We start from the raw sequence: 18,829 nt of genomic DNA on the forward strand, positions 1-18,829 counted from the left end.
GCCGGCGCGGGCCTCCTCATCCTACTGGGTCTCTCCCTTGGTGACCCGCAGGAAGACCTCCTCCAGTCCGAGTTCGTCCTCGCGCAACTCCAGCAGCCGGATTCCCCCTCGGACCAGGGTGTCGGCGATGTAGCCGCCATCATCGGCCGCATCCGCCAGGGTCACCTTCAGGCGTCCATCCACGCTCTCGACCCCGGCGGTTTCGGGGCGTTGCAACAACAGGTCCCTCGCAGGGGCCGACGCGCCATCCACCCGCACCCAGAAGGCCCGGGAATCCGAGGCCGAGGCCTTGACCCCCTTGATCGGGCCGCTGTAGATGAGCCGGCCCCGCTCAATGATGGCGCAGCGGTTGCACAGCGACTGCAGCTCGGAGAGGATGTGGGACGAGATGATGATCGTCTTGCCCATGCGCTGCAGCTCCTGAAGCACGGCCATCATCTCGATGCGCGCGCGGGGATCGAGCCCGCTGGCCGGTTCGTCGAGCAGCAGCAGGGCGGGGTCATGGATGAGCACCCGGGCCAGGCCGAGCCGCTGCTGCATGCCCCGGCTCAGGGTGCCGATCAGCGAGCCCCGCTTCTCGCTCAGGCCCACGAGCTCCAGGACGTCCGCCACCGTGGTCTCGCGCCGTGCCGCCGGGATCTTGTAGCACGCCCCAAAAAAATCGAGGTACTCCGTGACCTCCATGTCCTTGTAGACGCCAAAGAAGTCCGGCATGTAGCCGATCAGGTGGCGGACGCGGTCGGCGTCCCGGACGACATCGTGTCCGAGGATCTCGGCACGGCCGCGTGACGGGGTGAGGAAGGTGGCGAGAATTCGCAGGGTGGTGGTCTTCCCGGCACCGTTGGATCCGATGAAGCCGAACAGGTCGCCCCGGTTGACGGTCAAGTTCAATTCGCTCAACGCGGACATGCCGCCGAAGTCGCGCGACAGGTTCTCGGTGCGGACGGCGGGGATTTCAGAGGGTTCGCTCATTCGGGACCTTGTGGAAGCCGGGTTCAGGGTCGGCCCTCTGCCGGAACGGCGATCCGCAGGAGGGTGCCTTTGCGGGAGCGGATGCTTTCGAATCGGTTCAATGGCGGGGTGAGCGTCGCATCGGGGTACCATGCCATGACGACGACGTCGCCCTGGGTCAACAGGGGGGCGAGATCGAATCCGGCCGGCCAGACGTAGGAGCCACCCGGGGACTGCATGGCCGCGGGGAAGGAGGCGGCCACGGCGGCCTCGGGCCAGTCGTCAATGGAGACCCGTTCGCCACCTCCGAAGGTTTCGTCGCGCTGGCTGAGGGCCCCCTGGAAGCGACCGTTCCATGACGCCATGAGGTGATCCAGCCGGTCCGCTCCCCCCTCGCGCGGATCCATCACCCGGGTGGCGCCTGCCGCAAGTTCCGGCACCATCTGCATCCCTTCCGGACCCACGACCCAGAGCGGACCCAGCGTTCGGCCCGAGTCATTGCGAATCTCAATCTGACCGTTGTCCGTGTTTCGGGCCTGAATCGGGGCGGGAGCGTCGTCCTCCTCCCAGTCCGCCACCGCCATGGTGCTCGTCCACACCGGCACGAACACTTCGGCGTCAAATCCCTGGGGTCGTGCCGTGACCGTGATCCGGGAGGCGTCGGGCCCGGCCCCCCAGAGCCCGCGGAATTCTCCGCGCACCGCGGCCACGGGAAGCGAGCTGCCCAGCGCGTAGGTTTCATTGGCCGGTGAATACAGGCTGCCGAAGCTCCACCCGCGCAACAGGCACCGGCCGCCATCGCCCCGCGGGACGACATCCACCACCTGCAATTCGTTCCACTCGGTCTGCCCCGCCCGGAGCTTGTATCCGATGAAATAGATGAGTCCGGAGAACAACACCACGTAGAGCGGAAACGTGATCCAGGTCAGCATCGGGCGGTTGATGCGGCGCAGCCACCATTGATCGAAGGGGCCGATGACCACGAGGTACCCCAACAGCAGCAGGAGCAGCAGACCGACCGGCAGCTTGCGGACCTGACGCGTCTCCACCATGGCGCCAAAGACGCTGTCAAGTCCCCGGCTCCCGAATGGATTGCGGTCGCCCGGAGCGAGCAACGGGGCGGGAATGTCGGCCAGCCGGGCGAAGAACCAGGGCCGCAGGCTCCAGGATCGAAGGGGTTCCCGCTCCGGATTGAACGCCAGCACCACCACCTGCCCAAGTCCACGGCGGCCCTCGACGATCAGGGCGCGGCCGTCGGAGGACAGTGCGGTGCGCCCGCCGCGGGGCCGCAGGCCGAGCACCGGCACCGCGGCCGATGCCATGGTGCCATCCGACACGAGCGCGACGAAGGGATCCACCCCCTCAGGGCTTCGACGGAGGAACCGCTGTGCGGACGGCGTTGCACCCGACCTGGTGGTGTCGGGAACCCGGGCGGCAAACTCGGGTCTCCAATTGCCGGCGCGAACCCAATCATCAAGGGCACGCCCGATGGGGGCTTCCGCAAGGCCGGACGGACTCGCGGGCAAAAGCGATTGGAGCCAGGGGGTCGCGGTGACATCGGTGGGTTGGTCCACGGCCACGATCAACTGCCCGCCGCCCTCGACCCAGGAGACCAGCGCCTGCACCTGGGGCTCCTTCAGCTCCAGCGCCCGCGCGGTGTTCAGATAGAGGGAGTTCAGCCCCGAAAGCGCGATGGGTGAATCGGGAAACAGCTCCGGTTGCAGGCGGGCGACGCGGGGCTGCCATGCCGGCTGGGATTGCGAAAGCTCCGGGAATGCGGGCGCCCCGGTGAAACTTCCGGGCAGTGCCCCCATCAGCGGCACCTCCCACCCCTGCACCGTGACCCGGCGCGCCAGTTGCTCGTCGCGAACCTTGCCGCGGTCGTCCAGCAGCCGCCCGTCCACCGCCAGGAAATTTCGCGAGACATTGAACAGCGGCACGGTGAACCGCTTGCGCGTATTGCTTGGGAGTTCGATCGGGATGCGCAGCGTTCCCTGGCCGGCATCCAGCTCCACCACACCGTCAAAGCCGGGGCCGTCGTTGAAGATTTCGATCCCCACCGGGTACCACGCCCCGGCGCGGGCCACGGAGTCAAACCCCGGGAAGACATCGAACTGGATCTTGGCGCCTGCCGGGAACCGGCCGGCTCCGAACGCCACGACCAGGAGGAGCAACCACGTGGCGTTGGATCGGGGCATGCGTGCAGGAATTGGACCGGAGGAGTTTTAGGCGCCGGATGCCGCCGGGGGCAAACGCGAATTCCGCCGGGGCGGCGGAACGGCTGCCGCGACCTCACGCTCCGGACAGTGGCCGCCCGGCTCAGATGTGGCGCCCGGTGGCGGAAATCCTCACGGCTTCAACAGCGCTTCCGCAGCCTTTTTTGCGGCCGCACCCGCCGCCTCGGAGACGTGGTCTGCCGCCTTGCCGGTGACCGTGCGGGCCTGATCCACGGCCCTGGCGGCGGATTCCGCGGCGTCCTGAAGGAACTCGCCGGCCTTGGTTTGAAGTTCGGCCATCAATTGGCGAATCGCTTCCTTCTGCTCGGCGCTCAGTCCGGGTTCCGCGCCAAGCGCTTTCAGGCGGGCGAGCGCGGCGGGGTACTCCTGGTTGCGCAGCGCCAACACCACCCGGTCCGCCTCCGCGCGGACGATGTCCGAGGCGGAGGCAAACACCTGCTCGAGGCGGGCCAGATCGAGTCGGGAGGGCGAGGCCGCAGACTCCTCGGGACCGGACCGCGAGCAGCCTGAGACTGCGACGAGAATGCCCGCAACGACCAGGAGGCGGAGGCTTCTGGCGAGGAACAGGAATGGGAATGGAGGTGCGCTCATGGATGGAGGGGCAGAACACCCCGTCCCGGCAGATGTGATCGCGCCAGGAGAGTTGCGGCATCGTCGCTGTTCCAAGACTTCGGAGCAACAATCTTGGAAATTGGCTTTGACACCGGACGTCGCGCCCCGCGACACTCCGCGCTCTTTCGCTGGAGCGGCCGGTTCCTGTCCTTCCAGCGGGGAATCCATAGCGGGAGGGCCTTGCCCGTTCGCACCGCACCACTTCATGTCGAGCAAACGCTACCAAAAGGCGCTGGGTCTTGTCGATGCCAGCAAGAACTATCCGTTGACGCAGGCCGTCGAGGTGCTGGCCAAATTTCCGCGGGCAAAATTCAGCGAGACCGTGGATCTCGCCTTCCGCTTGGGGGTGGATCCCAAGCAGTCCGACCAGATGGTTCGGGGGACCTGCCCGCTGCCGCATGGATCCGGCAAGCAGGTCCGGGTGCTGGTCTTCACCAAGCCCGGTGCCGAGGAGGAGGCCGCGCGCGCGGCGGGTGCGGAGCACATCGGTTTCGACGACTACATCAAAAAGTGCCAGGAAGGTTGGGCGGATTTCGACGTCGCCATCGCGACCACGGAGGCCATGTCCGAAGTCCGCAAGCTTGGCAAGGTGCTCGGGCCCCGGGGGCTCATGCCAAATCCGAAGACCGGAACGGTGACCGACGACGTGGCGAGGGCCGTTCGGGAGGTGAAGGCGGGACGCGTCGAGTTCAAGATTGACAAGGCGGGCAATGTGCATGTGCCGGTGGGCAAGGCGACATTCACCCCTGAACAGATCGTGGACAATGCACGCGGCGTGATCGAGGCGGTGATCCGGGCACGCCCGTCCGGAGCCAAGGGGGTGTTCGTGCGGTCCTGCACCCTGTCCCTGACCATGAGCCCTCCGGTCCGCCTGGACCTGAAGGAGTTTGGAACCCACTAACCCCTGTTTTTCTCCATGCGCGTCGAAAAGAAGTTCATCGCTGCCGAATACGTTTCCCGGCTGAGTGGCTCCCCATTCTTCCTGGTGCTGGATTACCGGGGTTTGAGCGTTGCCCGGTTTACGGAACTCCGGAAGCGCCTCGCCCGGACCGGGGCCGAGGTGCACGTCGTCAAGAACACCCTGTTTCGCATCGCCGCCAAAGAAGCGGGGCTGGCCGATCTTTCGGGCACCCTGGCGGGCCAGCTGGCGGTGGTGACGGGATCCAAGGATCTCGCCGCCGCGGCCAAGGTGACCAAGAATTTCCACGCCGAGTTCGACAAGCCGAAGGTGCAGTTTGGGTATCTCGGCAGCCAGCGTTTCAGCGCCGCCGACCTGATGGCCATCGCCGACCTGCCGCCACTGCCCGAGCTGCAGTCCAGGCTGCTCGGGGTCCTGCAGGCACCGGCCCAGAAACTTGCCGCGCTGATCAGCACGCCCGGCACGCAGCTCGCCCGGGTCATCAAGGCCCGGGCCGAACAGGGAACGCCGGGTGCCTGAACCCTTTTCTTCAACTTTCAGGGGTCCGGACCACCTCTTTGCGGTCCCCCTCGGAAAACCAACAGAGCACCTCGTCTGTCCGCAGGCCGCGGACTAATCCGGGAAGGCCTTCCCGCCGACGAAACGAAACGACGCATCAACTAAGCATATCATGGCAGACATCAATCAAATCGTTGAGGAACTGAGCAAGCTGACCGTCCTGGAGGCGGCAGACCTGGTGAAGGCCCTCGAAACCAAGTGGGGCGTGACCGCGGCGGCACCCGTGGCGGTGGCCGCGGTGGCGGCCGGCGGCGGCGGCGCGGCGGCCCCGGCAGCCGAAGCGGCCAAGGACACGTTCGACGTCGTGCTGGCCTCGGTGCCGGCGGACAAGAAGATCGCCGCCATCAAGGCGGTCCGCGAGGTCAAGGCAGGCCTCGGCCTCGCCGAGGCCAAGGCGCTCGTCGAGGGCGCGCCCAAGGTCGTCCTGGAGGCGGCTCCCAAGGCCGAGGCCGAGGCTGCCAAGAAGAAGCTCGAGGAGGCCGGTGCCAAGGTGGAGCTCAAGTAGCCCCTTTCACGGGTGGCGGAACTGTGTTCCGCCACCCGATCCCCAACGGGAGCCGGCCGCCTGCGTTGCCGGTTTCCCATCGTAGGTTAGCGTCTGGGTACGTTGCAGAATCAGAACCGGCGGTAAGACGAGTCCGGGTGATTTCCCGAACGGGAAGTCATCCGGGTTCGTCGTATTGTCTTTCGACGAAACTTAAGGCCGGTCCCCCGGTCCCATTGAAATCAAGGTCGCCATGCCACAGAAAGCCACGGAGCGCATCAACTTCGGAAAGATCAAGGAGGTCATCGCCCCCCCCAACCTGATCGAAATCCAGCTGGACTCCTACCGGGAGTTCCTTCAGGCCGACGTCCCCCAGTCGAAACGGAAGAACACCGGCCTGCAGGCGGTCTTCACCGAGGTCTTCCCCATTGAAAGCTACGATGGCAAGACGGTTCTGGATTTCCATAGCTATGAGATCCAGGAGCCGAAGGTGGACTGGCTCGACTGCTTGCGCGAGGGGTTGACCTTCGGCGCTCCCTTGTATGTGACCTTCCTGCTCAAGGATGAGAAGGGGACCAAGGAGGAGAAGGTTTTCATGGGCGAGATCCCGCTCATGACCCCGCAGGGCACCTTCGTGATCAACGGGGCGGAGCGGGTGATTGTCAGCCAGCTCCACCGCTCTCCGGGCCTGGCGTTTGAGACCACCCAGCATCCCAACGGCAAGCTCCTGCACAGCTTTCGCATCATTCCCGACCGCGGGTCCTGGTACGAGGCCCAGTTTGACACCAGCGACCTGCTGTATGTCTACCTCGACCGCAAGAAGCGGCGCCGGAAGTTTCTGACGACCACGTTTTTCCGTGCCCTGTACGCGATTTCCGAGGCCCGTCTGCACCCGAAGCCGGACTCCAAGATCATTCCCGAGGAAGTCGGTCGTGATGGCGAGATCCTCGACCTCTTTTACTCGATTGAGGACCTGTCGCTCAAGGAGGCCGAAAAGCTGGAGGACATCCAGAACAAGGTGCTGATCGAGGACGCGGTGGACAACGACAAGGGCATCGTGGTCGCGCGCGCGTTCGAGCCGCTGTCCAAGGCCGTGGTCAAACAGATCGGTGAGCTGGGTCTGACGCGCATCCGGGTTGTGGACACCTCAGTGGATGAGGGGATTGTCATCAAGTGTCTCAAGAAGGATCCCACCAAGAACGCCGACGAGGCGCTCAAGGACATTTATCGCCGCCTCCGACCCGGGGATCCGCCGACCGCCGCAAACGCCAAGGCGCTGATCAAGCGCCTGTTCTTCGATCCCAAGCGCTACGATCTGGGGCGCGTGGGCCGGTACAAGATCAACCAGAAGCTCAACTTCGCGGAGAGTGAATCCCGGATTCTCACCGGACGCGATCTCCTCGAGGCCACCAAATACCTGCTCAAGCTCAAGAAGGGCGAGGGGAGCCTGGACGACATTGATCATCTGGGCAGCCGGCGGATCCGGACCGTGGGCGAGCTCCTGGCCAACCAGTGTCGCGTCGGACTCGCCCGCACCGAGCGGCTGGTCAAGGAGCGCATGACCCTCTTTGATCAGACCCTTGACACCATGACGCCGCAGAAGCTGATCAATCCAAAGGCGTTGTCGGCGGTGGTCCGGGATTTCTTCGGGCGCAGCCAACTCAGCCAGTTCATGGACCAGATCAATCCGCTGGCCGAACTGACACACAAGCGCCGCCTGTCGGCACTTGGACCCGGGGGCCTGAGCCGCGATCGCGCGGGCTTCGAGGTTCGCGACGTTCATCCATCGCATTATGGGCGCATCTGCCCAATTGAGACGCCCGAGGGGCCGAACATCGGCCTGATCGCGTCACTGGCCACGTTCGCCCGTGTCAACGACTATGGATTCATCGAGACCCCGTATCGAAAGGTGGTTCAGGGCCGGGTCAGCGAGCAGATCGAGTACCTCACCGGCGACCGGGAGGAGGGATTCACGATCGCCCAAGCCAATGCCGCCATTGACGAGAAGGGCCGGTTTCTGACCGAAAAGGTGACGTGCCGGAACAAGGGCGACTTCGTGGACGTGGACCCCGAAAAGGTGGACTACATGGACGTCTCGCCCAAGCAGCTCGTGTCGGTTGCGGCGGGATTGATCCCGTTCCTCGAACACGACGACGCGAACCGGGCGCTCATGGGCTCGAACATGCAGCGGCAGGGAGTGCCGCTGCTGCTCACCGAGGCGCCCTTCGTGGCGACCGGGCTTGAGGAGCGGGTGGCCCGCGATTCGCGGGCGGTGATTGTCGCCGAGGAGGCCGGAAAGGTCGCGGCATTGACCGGCAACCAGATCATCATCACCCGGGATGGCCGGCTGCCCGAGGGGAAGAAGCGGATCCGTCATGACCCCGGCGCCGGTGTGTGGGTGTACCAGGTGCGCAAGTTCATGCGCTCCAATGCCGCCACCTGCATCAACCAGAAGACCCTCGTCGCCAAGGGCGACGCCGTTCGCAAAGGCCAGGTGCTCGCCGACGGGCCCTGCACCCAGGGCGGCGAACTTGCCCTGGGACGCAACGCCCTCGTGGCGTTCATGCCCTGGAACGGGTACAACTTCGAGGATGCCATCCTGTTGTCCGAACGGATTGCCAAGGACGATGTGTTCACCTCGATCCACATTGACGAGTTTGAGGTGGTGGCTCGGGACACCAAGCTGGGTCCCGAGGAGATTACGCGCGACATTCCGAATGTCGGCGAGGAGGCCCTCCGAAACCTCGGGCTCGACGGGGTGATCCGCGTCGGCGCCGAAGTAAAGCCGGGCGACATCCTGGTGGGCAAGATCACGCCAAAATCGGAGACGGAGCTTGCGCCGGAGGAGCGATTGCTGCGGGCGATCTTTGGCGAGAAGGCCGCCGACGTGAAGGACACGTCGCTTCGGGTGCCCTCCGGCACATATGGGATTGTCATGGACATCAAGGTCTCCGCAAAGGCCGACGGCGCGAAGGGGGCCGCCGCCTCCCGAAAGGAGGAAAAGGATTCCCCGCGCAAGGCGCAGAAGGAGGCCGACGACAGCTTCAAGTCCAAGAAGGAGGAACTCCTCGAACAGCTCACCGAGGCGCTCTCCAACATCCTCCTGGGGGAGAAAATTCCGCTGGACGTCGTCAACAGCCAGACCGGCGAGATCATCATCCCGGCCAACCGCAAGATCACCAAGACCCTCCTCAAGAAGCTGGCGACCGTCTATGACCGGATCGAGATTGATCCGTCGCCGATCCGCAACAAGATCAATGAGATCATCGGGGTTTTCCGGAAGAAATTCGACGACCTCGAGTCCCAGCATGCCGAGGAAATGGAGCGAATGGAGTCCGGTGACGAGACCGACGGCGGGGTGGTCAAGCAGGTCAAGGTCTACGTGGCCTCGAAACGCAAGTTGTCGGTCGGAGACAAGATGGCCGGCCGCCATGGCAACAAGGGCGTCGTGGCGGCAATTGTGCCGGAGCAGGATATGCCGTTCCTGGCCGACGGCACCCCGGTGGACATCGTGCTCAATCCCCTGGGCGTGCCCTCCCGGATGAATGTCGGCCAGCTGCTGGAGACTCATCTGGGCTGGGCCTGCAAGGTCCTCGGCATCAAGATTGCCACACCGGTCTTCGACGGCATCCGCGAAAAGCAGGTCCGCGACTTCCTCAAGGAGGTGGTGGACGAGCAAAAGAAGCAGGGCCTCACCCCGCTGGTCGGTGAAAACGGGAAGGCCACCCTCTACGACGGCCGTACCGGCGAACCCTTCGACCAGGAGGTCGTCGTGGGCTACATCTACATGTTGAAGCTGGGCCATCTGGTTGCCGACAAGATCCATGCACGGGCCGTCGGACCCTATTCCCTCGTCACCCAGCAACCGCTGGGCGGCAAGGCGCAATATGGAGGCCAGCGGTTCGGGGAGATGGAAGTCTGGGCCATGGAGGCCTACGGCGCCGCCTACACCCTGCAGGAACTGCTCACCGTCAAGTCCGACGACGTCCAGGGACGGACGCGGATCTACGAGAGCATTGTCAAGGGGGACAACACGCTGGAGGCCGGGATCCCCGAGTCCTTCAATGTGCTGGTCAAGGAGATGCAGTCGCTCGGGCTCGACGTCCGTGTGGGATACACCAACCCCTCCGAGACTCCCGCCAACCCCGCCGCGCTCCTGGCCGCACTCAGCTGAATCGCCGAAACCGACACGCACCGAGAACCAAAATCATATGATGTCTTCCAGGGAAACCGCCCGCGAGTTGATGGGGCTGGACAAGGTCAATCAGGTGGATCACGTCGCGATCCAGGTCGCGTCGCCCGAAATGATCCGCTCGTGGTCCAAGGGCGAGGTCAAGAACCCCGAGACGATCAACTACCGCACCTTCAAACCCGAGAAGGGCGGGCTGTTCTGCGAGCGCATCTTCGGTCCGGTCAAGGACTGGGAATGTTCCTGCGGCAAGTACAAGCGCATCAAGCACCGGGGCGTGGTCTGCGACCGGTGCGGCGTCGAGGTCACCCTCGCCCGGGTGCGGCGCGAGCGCATGGGGCACATCGAACTCGCCGTGCCCGTGTCGCACATCTGGTTCTTCAAGTGCATGCCCTCCCGCATCGGGCTCATGCTCGACATGACCGCCCGGAACCTCGAGCGGGTGATCTACTATGAGGACTACATGGTCATTGACGCCGGCAACACGCCCCTCAAGGACCTGCAGCTGCTCAGCGAGCACGAATTCCGCGAGGCGCGGACGACGTTTGGACCCGACGCGTTCGTCGCCCGGATGGGCGCGGAGGCGGTCCGGGACGCGCTGGCCAAGATCAACCTCGAAAAGACCGTGGAATCCCTCCAGCAGCAGATGCTGGAGACCAAGTCCAAGCAGAACCGGAAGAAGATTGCCAAGCGCATCAAGCTGTTTCAGGGCTTCATCAAGTCCAGGAGCCGGCCGGACTGGATGATTCTGACGGTGCTGCCGGTGATCCCGCCGGACCTTCGGCCGCTGGTCCCGCTCGAAGGCGGACGCTTTGCGACCTCGGATCTCAACGACCTCTACCGCCGGGTGATCAACCGGAACAACCGGTTGAAGAATCTCCTTCAGCTCAAGACGCCCGAGGTGATCATCCGCAACGAGAAGCGCATGCTCCAGGAGGCGGTGGATGCCCTGTTTGACAACGGACGCCACGGTCGTGCGGTGACCGGTGCCGGAAACCGCGCACTCAAGTCGCTCTCCGACATGCTCAAGGGCAAGTCGGGCCGCTTCCGTCAGAATCTCCTCGGCAAGCGGGTGGATTATTCCGGCCGGTCGGTCATCGTGATCGGTCCGGAGTTGAAGCTGCACCAGTGCGGCCTGCCCAAGAAGATGGCCCTGGTGCTTTTTGAGCCCTTCATCATTCGCAAGCTCAAGGACCGCGGCTATGTGCATACGGTCCGGTCCGCCAAGAAGATGATCGAGCGCCAGTCGCCCGAGGTCTGGGACATCCTCGAGGAGGTGACCCGTGGGCACCCGGTGATGCTGAACCGTGCGCCGACCCTTCACCGGCTCTCGATCCAGGCGTTTGAGCCCACACTCATCGAGGGCGAGGCGATCCGCATCCACCCGCTGGTCTGCACAGCCTACAATGCCGACTTTGACGGCGATCAGATGGCCGTGCATGTCCCGCTGTCGGTCGAGGCGCAGATGGAGGCCCGGCTGCTCATGATGGCCCCGCTGAACATCTTCAGCCCGTCCAGCGGCAAGCCGATCATGACGCCGACCCAGGACATCACCCTGGGATGCTACTACCTGACGGCGGAGCCGCGGCGCGCCCGCCGCGACACCGACCGCCTGATGCTGTTCGGATCCCGGAGCGAGGTGATGTTTGCCCACGCGGATGGTGCGGTGAAGACCCACGACCGGATCCGGTTGAGCAACCCGGATCGGGGCCGGATCACCCCCTACGGCAACCCGGATGCGTCCGTCATCGAGACCACCGTCGGGCGGGTGATTTTCTCTGAGATCTGGCCTGACGAACTCGGTTTTGTGAACTTCCCCGTGGGCAAGTCGAAGCTCGGGGACCTGATCTTCAACTGCTACAAGGTGTGTGGCCACGAGCGGACCGTCGTGACGCTGGACCGCCTCAAGGAGATCGGATTTGCCGAGGCGACCCGTGCCGGCGTGTCCATCGGAATTGATGACATGATCATCCCGACGGAGAAATCGCGGGAGATTGACCACGCGCACAAGCAGATCTCCGACGTGGAGAAGCAGCACAAGCGCGGCGTGATCACCAACCAGGAGCGCTACAACAAGGTGATTGACATCTGGACCCACTGCACGGACCAGATCGCCAACGTCATGCTCAAGACCCTCGAGGCCAACCAGAACAAGCGGGAGTACAATCCCGTGTTCCTCATGGTGGACTCGGGCGCACGGGGCAACAAGGCGCAGGTCCGGCAGTTGGCGGGACTCCGGGGCCTGATGGCCAAGCCCGACGGCTCGATCATCGAGAAGCCCATTCTTTCCAACTTCCGGGAGGGATTGACGGTGCTCGAGTACTTCATCTCCACCCACGGAGCCCGCAAGGGGCTTGCCGACACCGCGCTCAAGACCGCCGATTCGGGATACATGACCCGCAAGCTGGTGGACGCGGCGCAGGATGTCGTGATTCGCGAGCTGGACTGCCACACCGGCAACGGCATCGAGGTCTCCTCAATTTATGAGGGCGAGGAGGAGGTCGTGAAGATCAGCGAGCGCATCTTTGGCCGATACTCGGCGGTGGACATCCACGATCCGTCCGACCTGCATGTGAAGCTGATCGGTGCCGGTGAGGAGTTTGACGAGCACAAGGCCAAGGCCATTGAGCGGGCCGGCATCGAAAAGGTGCGGATCCGTTCGGTGCTGACCTGCGAGACGAAGATCGGCGTGTGCGCCCGCTGCTATGGACGCAACCTGGGCACCGGACGGCTCGTGGAGCCGGGCGAGGCGGTCGGGATCATTGCCGCGCAGTCCATCGGCGAGCCCGGAACCCAGCTCACGATGCGAACGTTCCACATCGGTGGTGCCGCGGCGCAGACCTACAAGCAGCCCCAGATCAAGGCCAAGCATGACGGCCTGGTCCGGTACCAGGAGCTCCGGGTGGTGGCCTTGGACGACGGCAGCAACATCGTCCTCAACAAGAACGGCTCCCTCACCATTGTCTCGCCGGATGGCAAGGAACTCGAGTCCCACTCCATCGTGGTGGGCTCCGTGATCACCGTGCCCGATGGGGGCCAGGTGAAGAAGGGCACCATCTTTGTGGAATGGGATGCCTACAACGTGCCGATCATCTCCGAAAAGCAGGGCCGGGTGCGGTTTTCGGACATCATCGAGGGCGTCACGATGAAGCAGGAGGTGGATGAGACCACCGGCCAGGAGGACCTGGTGATCATCGAACACAAGGAGGACCTGCACCCGCAGGTCGTCATCGAGGACGAGCGGGGTGAGCCCTGGGCGCAGTATCCCATTCCGGCCGGTGCGCACCTCGTGGTCGGCGAAGGCGACGAGATCGGTGCCGGCTCCCTGCTGGCGAAGACGCCGCGGAAGGCGTCGAAGACCAAGGACATCACCGGGGGCCTGCCCCGCGTGGCGGAATTGTTCGAGGCGCGGCGTCCGAAGGATGCCGCCGAGATTGCCCGGATTGACGGCGTCGTGGACTTCGGGCCTTCGGTCCGCGGGAAGCGTTGCATCCTCGTCAAGGATCCGCAGACGGCCACCGAAGAGGAACACCTGGTGCCGATGAGCAAGCACGTCATCGTGTACAAGGGGGACTTCGTGAAGAAGGGCCAGCAGCTCACCGACGGGCCCGTGGTGCCCCATGAGATCCTGGATGTGTGCGGGCCCCATGAACTGCAGGAGCACCTGGTGAACGAGGTGCAGGAGGTCTACCGCCTCCAGGGCGTCACGATCAACGACAAGCACGTCGAAATCATCATCCGTCAGATGCTGCGCAAAGTGCGGATCACGGAACCGGGAGACACCATCTTTTTGTGGGGCGAGCAGATTGACAAGGTGGCCTTCGAGGATGAGAACGCGCGGGTCGAGAAGCTCGGGGGCAAGCCTGCGGAAGGGGCGCCGGTGCTCTTGGGCATCACCAAGGCTTCCCTCGAGACCGAGTCGTTCCTGAGTGCGGCGTCTTTCCAGGACACCACCCGCGTGCTGACCGAGGCAGCCACGATGGGCAAGTCGGATCCTCTGCGCGGCTTCAAGGAAAACGTGATTATGGGCCACATCATCCCGTCGGGCACCGGGTTTGGCGGCCACCGCGCGATGAAGATCCGCCCGCTGGTGGAGGTGGTCGCGGATTCGACGCCGCTGGTTCCGGAGCAGGACGAGCCGGGCACATCGCCGTTGTCCCTGTAACTCCCTTCACGAAGCTCGCGGGCGGCCCGATCGGGCCGCCCGCTTTTTTTGTGCCGTTGAAGGCCCGGGAGTCCGGTTGCGAGGCACTGCCCCTCTTGACCCGATCCCGCTCTCCGTGTTTGCTCCCGGGTCACGGAGAGGTGGCCGAGTGGCTGAAGGCGCTGGTTTGCTAAACCGGTTTACGGTCAAAAGCCGTAACGAGGGTTCGAATCCCTCCCTCTCCGCCATTTTTGTTGGGGTTTTTGATGGCGTTTGATTTTTGCCGTCAGTTCGCGGCATTCGAGCCCACCCTTCTGTCGCAAATAATGGGGTGCCGTCGGCCTCCTTTGTGCCCAAAATGGGGTCGGCGGACGTTTGCTGAAAGGGGCTAAGCCGGCGCGTAGTACTGCCATTACATGATGTTCCACTGAGACACCTGCCGGCAACGCAGGGCTGGGAACTGGTCGTAAACCTGACAGGGACGCTGAGAATGGCTGTAGCGGGGCCGGATCTGCACATGGCATGCCGCGCGGAGAGGCCAGACGAAGAAGGCTGGAAACTGGTTCCCAAACTGGCTCAATGGAACCTATTCATGGCCGGAGATTCTCCACCCAGCATCCCGACGCCTGCCGTCCGCGGTGCAGAGGCTGCGGACCTGCTGCCGCTGGTCTATCCGGAGCTGCGCCGGCTCGCGGCGGCCCGCATGGCTCAGGAGGCACCCGGGCACACCCTCCAACCGACCGCGCTGGTGCATGAGGCCTGGATCCGGCTGGCCGGAGAGAATCATCCCTGGGCCAGTCGGCGGCAGTTCTTTGCCGCGGCGGCGGAGGCCATGCGGCGGATCCTGATTGAGCGCGCCCGGCGCGCGGGCCGGGTGCGCCATGGGCGCGGCTTGCGCCGCACGTCGCTCGAGGATCTGGATCTCGCCACCGAGGCCGACGGGGACACGGTGGAACTCGTGGGGGAGGCGCTGGACCGTCTTGCAGGACACGACCCGGCAGGCGCTGAACTGATCCGGCTCCGCTTCTTCACGGGGTTGTCCAATGCGGAGGCAGCGGCCCTGATGGGACTGTCCGAGCGCACCGCGAAGCGGGTGTGGACCTATGCCCGTGGCTGGCTGCATGAAGAGCTCCGCCGTCTCGCGTGACCCCGTTTCCTGGCCCAGGGCGTCCCAAAACGTCGCGCTGGGTGAAGAGAGCTTCCGGTGACCATGGCCGACCCCCATCGAGAAAAGGAGATAGTGGACCGCGCCCTGGAGGAATCCGGTCGCGACGCCCGGGAGGCGTACCTCCGCGAGGCCTGCGCCGGGGATGAGGCGCTGTGGCGTCGGGTGCGGGCCGTGATCGAGGCCGGGGAGCGGGACGATGACTTCCTGCCCGGGACACCGCGGCGGCCCCCCGCCCATCCCCCGCTTGCGCCGGGCATGGTGCTCCATCGGTACCGACTGCTCGAACAGATCGGCGAGGGCGGGTTTGGCGTGGTGTACATGGCCGAACAGTCCGAACCCATCCGGCGCCGGGTGGCGGTGAAGGTGATCAAGCCGGGCATGGATTCCCGGCAGGTGATCGGACGTTTTGAGGCTGAACGTCAGGCCCTGGCCCTGATGGAGCATCCCAACATCGCCAAGGTGCTCGACGCCGGCGCCACCGAGGCGGGCCGTCCGTACTTCGTGATGGAACTGGTCCGCGGGGTTCCGATCACCCGATTCTGCACGGAGCAGGGACTCGATGTCGCCGCGCGGCTGCGGCTCGCGATCGAGGTGTGCGCCGCCGTGCAGCATGCGCATCAGAAGGGGGTCATCCACCGCGACCTCAAGCCCTCCAACATCCTGGTCTCCCTTCACGGCGACCGCCCGGTGCCCAAGGTCATTGATTTCGGCATCGCCAAGGCCATCGAACAGCCGCTCACCGATCAGACGGTGTTCACCCTGTTCCACCAGTTGATGGGGACTCCGGCGTACATGAGCCCGGAGCAGTTGGCGCTCAGCGGACTGGATGTGGACACGCGCAGCGACATCTACAGCCTGGGGGTGCTGCTGTACGAGCTGCTGACCGGGACGCCGCCGTTCGACACCCGGGAACTGCTGCGGTCAGGGCTCGACACCCTGCGCCGGACCCTCTTGGAGATGGATCCGCCGCGTCCCAGCACGCGCCTGTCCCGCCGGGATTCCCCCTCCGCGTCTCCAGACCGGCGGGCGGACCGGGTCCGGTCCCGGGGGATCCGGGGCGACTTGGACCTGATCGTCATGAAGGCGCTGTCGAAGGATCGCGATCGCCGCTACGCCACCGCCAACGGCCTCGCCGCGGATCTCCAGCGCTACCTGGACCACCAGCCGGTCTCGGCGGCGCCGCCGACGGTCGGCTATCAGGTCCGCATGTTCTACCGGCGCCATCGCACCCTGGTGGCGGCGGTGGGCGGCGCGGCGCTGCTGCTGGTGATGGTCGCCGTGATCAGCCTGATCTTGACGGTCCGCGCCCGGCGCGCCGAAGCGGAGGCGCGCCTGCAGGCCGCAACCGCACAGCAGGTGTCTGAATTCTTCTGGAAGGCAGTCTTCAAGCAGCTCACGCCCTGGGAGCACACCAATCGGGCCGTGTCGCTGGAGGACGCCGTCCGGCGGTCCGAAGCGGAGATTCCCGCACGGACCTCGCGGCATCCGCTGGCGGAGGCCGCGGTACGTCTGATCTACGGCAGGGCCTATTTCGGACTGGGCGATCTCGAGGCCGCGGAGCCGCTTCTGGTCCGCGCCCTGCAGCTCCGGCAGACCCATGTGTCCCCTCCGGACGAGCGGCTGGTGGAGACCCTGTTGGCCCTCGGGAACCTGCGGAACTTCCAGGCCCGCTATCCCGAGGCGGCTGAGGTCTTCCGCCAGGCTCTGGAGATCCGCACCCGTAGTCCGGCCGCCCACACTCCGTCGGTCCTGGAGGCGGAGGCCTGGCTTGTGATGGCGCAGGTTCCCGGGCTGGGGACCACGGAGAGCGTCGCCGCCTTGGAGGACATCGTGCGGCGATTTCGCAGGGCGGGCCTCACCAATTCCATGCTGGTCGGCCTCATCAATCGTCTGGGCCGACAGTACCTGGAGCAGGGGGACGCCCGTCGGGCATTGGAGCAGTTTGACGAAGGCCTGCGCATCTCCCTCGCCGAGTCGGGACCGGAAAGCAGCGGCGTCCTGTGGAGCCGCGGGCTGATCGCCGAGACCTGGGCGAGATCCGGACGCCTCGAGGATGCCGACCGGGAGTTCCGCGAACTGATCGCGACCCGGCAGCGTCTGAGCGGACGCGATCACCGATTCTCCCTGGAGCTGCGGTCCGAGCACGCCGGCCGGGTGCTGACCTCCCTGGGGCGGTATCCCGAGGCGGCCGAAGCGCTCTTGGGCGTGCTGTCCGCCACATCGCCCGAGCATCGGGAACTCATCGCATCCACCCGTCAACACCTCCTCACGACCCGCAATCAGTGGAAGGCGCACGGCGGTGGCGAGGGGTTCGACGCGCTGGACCGCGCCGTGCAGGACCATGCCCCTACCAAGGATTGGTAGACCCTATGGCTCAACAACGGACGAGTTGAGCGTGGGTGACGGGCCAGGCGAACGTGGGTTAGAAGCCGCGTTGGCGGCCTCCAGAGCCACAAGAGTTGTGGCCGGACGGATCACTCCGCCAGCCAGTCAACGAGAAGAGCCCAATGAACCCGTCACCCACAGAACAGAAGCTCAAACATGTCGGGCTGGATGTCCACGCCCAAACCATTGCGGTGGCCATCGCCGACGCCAGCGGCGAGGTCCGTTCCTACGGGAACATCCCCGCGCTCACCCTCGCTTGCCGAAGCAACAGCATCGCGCGAAGGTTGCCAACCTCCGGCATCGAGGCCACCTGCTTCTTCGACGCGCACGCGGGCTGGCGCCAGCCGGCAAACGAAAAGCCCGGGTATCTGGCAGCTGCCCGTTGCCGGCAGTTGCGGGATCTCGAGCCCGGCGGTCCGGATCGCCGGTTCACCGTCGCCCATGCCACTCCTCGTGGCCGAACCGGTCCGCCATCGCCTGTCGCTGCCGGTCCCAGGGCAGGGGGTCCAGCGGTTGCCCGACGCCCCATTCAGCCTTCAGGGCCGCGCGGACGGCCTCCCGATCAAGGCCCGTGTTGATGAGGAAATCCCTGTGGGTGCGGCCGGCGCGGTAGGTGGGTTCCCAGGAGGGTGCCGGGAGCACCTGATCGAGGAGATCCAGATCGAGGGCGATCAACAGGGTGCCGTGCACCATGAGTGCGTTGCGACAGCGCCGCTGGGCGTTGCCCGAGAACTTTCGCGGCGATCCGTCGGGTCCGGTCCGGGTGAGGTCGGTGTGTCCCTCCATGGATACCGGAACCCCGATCAGCGGGCCCAACGCCCGGGCAACGCGGGAGAGAACGGCCCGGTTTGTGCCGGTAATGGTGTCGAGTTCGCCTCCCGGATCGAGGCGCAGGGCGAGGCCGTAGTTCAGGCAACCGGGGCCCTGGAGCACCGTGCCGCCGCCGGAGCACCGGCGCAGCACCGGGATGCCCAGCGCGGCGCAGGCGTCCAGCCGTGACTCCACGGCGCGGCGTTGTCCGTAGCCCACCACGACGAAGGGCACGGGGGACTCCCAGAACCACAGGACCTCCTCCGCGCCGTCGTTGACCGCTTCCAGCAGCGCCTCTTCCCAGGCAAGGCAGCCGGGAGGGCCGGGGGAGGGCAGTTCGACGTACCGCACGGTCAGGGGGGGCATCGCCGG

The 18,829-nt window shown here is 65.3% G+C and carries 12 protein-coding genes and 1 tRNA gene; 8 read left to right on the plus strand and 5 right to left on the minus strand.

The features are described from left to right. Nucleotides 1-21: 21 nt before the first annotated feature. The 3 genes from KF791_03945 to KF791_03955 all read right to left on the minus strand — a co-directional run bounded on the left by KF791_03945 (nucleotide 22) and on the right by KF791_03955 (nucleotide 3,779). Complete coding sequence (locus KF791_03945) at nucleotides 22-972, minus strand: ABC transporter ATP-binding protein (GenBank protein ID MBX3731729.1); 951 nt, start codon at nucleotides 970-972, stop codon at nucleotides 22-24. Nucleotides 973-995: 23 nt separating this feature from the next. Beyond that, a complete protein-coding gene (locus KF791_03950; GenBank protein ID MBX3731730.1) occupies nucleotides 996-3,149 on the minus strand; it encodes a hypothetical protein in 2,154 nt (717 codons plus the stop codon). Nucleotides 3,150-3,299: 150 nt separating this feature from the next. Then, entirely contained in the window at nucleotides 3,300-3,779 is a 480-nt protein-coding gene (locus KF791_03955) for a hypothetical protein (GenBank protein MBX3731731.1), read from the minus strand. A 226-nt stretch (nucleotides 3,780-4,005) separates the two neighbouring features. On the opposite strand from KF791_03955, the gene rplA reads away from it, so the two are divergent. The 8 genes from rplA (at nucleotide 4,006) to KF791_03995 (ending at nucleotide 17,626) form a co-directional block, all read left to right on the plus strand. Further along, complete coding sequence (rplA, locus tag KF791_03960; protein MBX3731732.1) at nucleotides 4,006-4,701, plus strand: 50S ribosomal protein L1; 696 nt, start codon at nucleotides 4,006-4,008, stop codon at nucleotides 4,699-4,701. Between the two features lie 15 nt (nucleotides 4,702-4,716). Continuing rightward, nucleotides 4,717-5,238 carry a 50S ribosomal protein L10 gene (gene rplJ / locus KF791_03965; GenBank protein MBX3731733.1) on the plus strand — a complete coding sequence of 174 codons (522 nt, stop codon included), beginning with the start codon at nucleotides 4,717-4,719 and terminating at the stop codon, nucleotides 5,236-5,238. A gap of 151 nt (nucleotides 5,239-5,389) precedes the next feature. Next, a complete protein-coding gene (rplL, locus tag KF791_03970) occupies nucleotides 5,390-5,782 on the plus strand; it encodes a 50S ribosomal protein L7/L12 (protein MBX3731734.1) in 393 nt (130 codons plus the stop codon). Nucleotides 5,783-6,014: 232 nt separating this feature from the next. After that, nucleotides 6,015-9,935, plus strand: a complete 3,921-nt coding sequence (gene rpoB / locus KF791_03975) for a DNA-directed RNA polymerase subunit beta (GenBank protein MBX3731735.1) — start codon at nucleotides 6,015-6,017, stop codon at nucleotides 9,933-9,935. Between the two features lie 37 nt (nucleotides 9,936-9,972). Continuing rightward, nucleotides 9,973-14,115, plus strand: a complete 4,143-nt coding sequence (gene rpoC, locus KF791_03980) for a DNA-directed RNA polymerase subunit beta' (protein MBX3731736.1) — start codon at nucleotides 9,973-9,975, stop codon at nucleotides 14,113-14,115. Between the two features lie 134 nt (nucleotides 14,116-14,249). Next, a tRNA-Ser gene (locus KF791_03985) sits at nucleotides 14,250-14,342 on the plus strand. A gap of 344 nt (nucleotides 14,343-14,686) precedes the next feature. Continuing rightward, nucleotides 14,687-15,241: an RNA polymerase subunit sigma gene (locus KF791_03990; protein ID MBX3731737.1), complete on the plus strand. Its 555-nt coding sequence runs from the start codon at nucleotides 14,687-14,689 to the stop codon at nucleotides 15,239-15,241. 63 nt (nucleotides 15,242-15,304) lie between these two features. Further along, a complete protein-coding gene (locus tag KF791_03995; protein MBX3731738.1) occupies nucleotides 15,305-17,626 on the plus strand; it encodes a serine/threonine protein kinase in 2,322 nt (773 codons plus the stop codon). A 152-nt stretch (nucleotides 17,627-17,778) separates the two neighbouring features. Here the strand turns inward: KF791_03995 and KF791_04000 are convergent, their stop codons facing one another. Continuing rightward, the gene (locus KF791_04000) at nucleotides 17,779-18,090 is read right to left on the minus strand and encodes a hypothetical protein (protein MBX3731739.1); all 312 of its coding nucleotides are present in this window, start codon (nucleotides 18,088-18,090) and stop codon (nucleotides 17,779-17,781) included. After that, nucleotides 18,077-18,823 carry a lipoate--protein ligase family protein gene (locus KF791_04005; protein MBX3731740.1) on the minus strand — a complete coding sequence of 249 codons (747 nt, stop codon included), beginning with the start codon at nucleotides 18,821-18,823 and terminating at the stop codon, nucleotides 18,077-18,079. The genes KF791_04000 and KF791_04005 overlap by 14 nt, the downstream gene beginning before the upstream one ends. Nucleotides 18,824-18,829: the final 6 nt, after the last annotated feature.

This window comes from Verrucomicrobiia bacterium, from assembly GCA_019634635.1.
Lineage (GTDB): Bacteria > Verrucomicrobiota > Verrucomicrobiia > Limisphaerales > UBA9464 > UBA9464.

Bases quoted from the DNA above. Each gene is read 5' to 3' on its own strand.
- KF791_03945 (MBX3731729.1), bottom strand. From the start codon at position 972: ATGAGCGAACCCTCTGAAATCCCCGCCGTCCGCACCGAGAACCTGTCG.
- KF791_03950 (MBX3731730.1), bottom strand. From the start codon at position 3,149: ATGCCCCGATCCAACGCCACGTGGTTGCTCCTCCTGGTCGTGGCGTTC.
- KF791_03955 (MBX3731731.1), bottom strand. From the start codon at position 3,779: ATGAGCGCACCTCCATTCCCATTCCTGTTCCTCGCCAGAAGCCTCCGC.
- rplA (MBX3731732.1), top strand. From the start codon at position 4,006: ATGTCGAGCAAACGCTACCAAAAGGCGCTGGGTCTTGTCGATGCCAGC.
- rplJ (MBX3731733.1), top strand. From the start codon at position 4,717: ATGCGCGTCGAAAAGAAGTTCATCGCTGCCGAATACGTTTCCCGGCTG.
- rplL (MBX3731734.1), top strand. From the start codon at position 5,390: ATGGCAGACATCAATCAAATCGTTGAGGAACTGAGCAAGCTGACCGTC.
- rpoB (MBX3731735.1), top strand. From the start codon at position 6,015: ATGCCACAGAAAGCCACGGAGCGCATCAACTTCGGAAAGATCAAGGAG.
- rpoC (MBX3731736.1), top strand. From the start codon at position 9,973: ATGATGTCTTCCAGGGAAACCGCCCGCGAGTTGATGGGGCTGGACAAG.
- KF791_03990 (MBX3731737.1), top strand. From the start codon at position 14,687: ATGGCCGGAGATTCTCCACCCAGCATCCCGACGCCTGCCGTCCGCGGT.
- KF791_03995 (MBX3731738.1), top strand. From the start codon at position 15,305: ATGGCCGACCCCCATCGAGAAAAGGAGATAGTGGACCGCGCCCTGGAG.
- KF791_04000 (MBX3731739.1), bottom strand. From the start codon at position 18,090: ATGGGCGACGGTGAACCGGCGATCCGGACCGCCGGGCTCGAGATCCCG.
- KF791_04005 (MBX3731740.1), bottom strand. From the start codon at position 18,823: ATGCCCCCCCTGACCGTGCGGTACGTCGAACTGCCCTCCCCCGGCCCT.